Genomic DNA, 1701 nt, shown 5'->3' with positions numbered 1-1701 from the left:
GCGGCGGCGTCGACGGCGGCGTTGATCTTCGCGGTCACCTCGCGGGCCCACTTCACGTCGTCCGGGACGAGCCGCTCGGTGAACGCGCAGCTCTCTCCCTCTGCGGGCATGAGCGGCAGGTACTGGGTCGCGACGACCGTCGCGCCGGGGGACCGCTCGGCGATCAGGGCGTAGATCGTGTCGACCTTCGTCGCGACCGGGACGTCCTCCTCGACGCCCGCGCCGAAGACGGTGTCGATGGCGGCGGTGATCTCGTCGTCGAGTTCTTCCCGGCAACTGGGGACGGTGGCGTAGTCGTCCTGCTTGGTGATGCAGTTGACGATCGTGCCGAAGCCGACGTCATTGCCGCCGATCGACAGCGTCACAAGATCCGTCCCCGCGTCGAGAGCGTTCAGCTGGGCGGGGACCCCGTCGTACTGGAACCCCGTGAGGCTGGGGATGATCGCCCCGCCGCAGGTGACGTCAACCAGCTCACCAACCGCCGGGTTCACGTCGAGCACATTCGGATAGTTGGTCAGACTGCGGCCGCACCGGGCGGCGGGGCCATCCGTGACCACGGGCTCCGTCTGGTCCCCGAACGCGGCGTAGGAGTCGCCGAGCGCCACGTAGTCGGCGTAGGCCGGAGTCGAGAGCGAGCCGAGCGAACCCGACGCACTGACAGGGGTGCCGACGCTCGACCCCAGGGAGCCGAGGGCGATCGTGCCGTCCGCCTGGGTGGTGGACTGGGCACCAGCGACGGGTGCGGCCGTGAGGACGGCGGACGCGGCCAGGGCGAGGGAGGTGGTGAGGGTGCGGGAACCGGCGAAGCGGCGCCGAGGAGTGGTGAGCATGAGCTCTATGTTCTCTCATCGACGCCGCTTCGTTACCGAATTGGGCCCAACTGGACAGTCGTCAGGTGACGTGACCGGACTCAGGCATCGCCCAGCGCGGCGAGCACCCGATCCGCGACGTGCGCATGGCCGGCGGTGGTCGGATGGACCGGCACCGCGCCCGTGTCCAGCCCGGTGAAGTCCACCCAGCGGTTCTCGGGCGGGGTGCACATCGAGTGGCCCGGTTCATCGGGGATCACGACGGTGGCGCCGTTGCGCTCGGCGGCGTTGCGGACGACGCGATTGATGCTGTCCTGGAAGCCGCGGACCTTGGCCCGCTCCTCCCGGCTGATCGCCATGAACGGAGCGCAGGCCGGGGATTGCTCGATGATCCGGTCGTCCGCGGGCACCGCGGCCAGGTACCCGACCGTCACCACGCGGGCCTGCGGTGCGCGCTCGGCGATCCCGGCGTACACCGCGTCCATGCGCTGGTCGAGAGTCTCGAGCGCGCGGGCGGCCTGCCTGTCGATGACGTCCGAGCACCCGGCGGTGGGATCGAAGCCCTTCGACAGGCTCGCCGTCGCGCCGTCGACGAGCGGCAACAGCTCGGGTGCGGTGTTGGGCCGCAGGGCGCACGCCACGATCACGGCGGCGAAGCCCACGTCATTACCGCCGATCGTCATGGTCACCAGGTCGGTATCGGCGTCGAGGGCGTCGAACTGGGGAGGAGCCCCGGTCCGGCCGACCGCGAGGAAGTCGTCGGCCACCGCGCCACCGCAGCTGGCGTTGACGAACGTGCCCACCCCCAGCTCGCGGGCCACCACGGTGGGGTAGGCGTCGTCGGTGCGCACGCACGCGACGGGACCGGCCCCCCACGCGCCGGGCGCGATCC

2 protein-coding genes are annotated in these 1701 nt (G+C 71.0%); both read right to left on the bottom strand.

Annotation, left to right across the window (positions count from 1 at the left end; genetic code table 11):
- Window positions 1-830, bottom strand: an 830-nt coding sequence (locus G6018_RS13620) for an SGNH/GDSL hydrolase family protein (protein WP_182639896.1), incomplete at its 3' end; no start/stop codon positions are given.
- A gap of 80 nt (window positions 831-910) precedes the next feature.
- A partial coding sequence (locus G6018_RS13615; protein ID WP_182639895.1) for an SGNH/GDSL hydrolase family protein occupies window positions 911-1701 on the bottom strand: 791 nt, incomplete at its 5' end.

The organism is Dietzia sp. DQ11-44 (assembly GCF_014145205.1).
Classification (GTDB): Bacteria; Actinomycetota; Actinomycetes; order Mycobacteriales; family Mycobacteriaceae; genus Dietzia; species Dietzia natronolimnaea.
The sequence above is the reverse complement of the archived record's forward strand: the minus strand, read 5'-3'. Positions and strand labels throughout refer to the sequence as shown.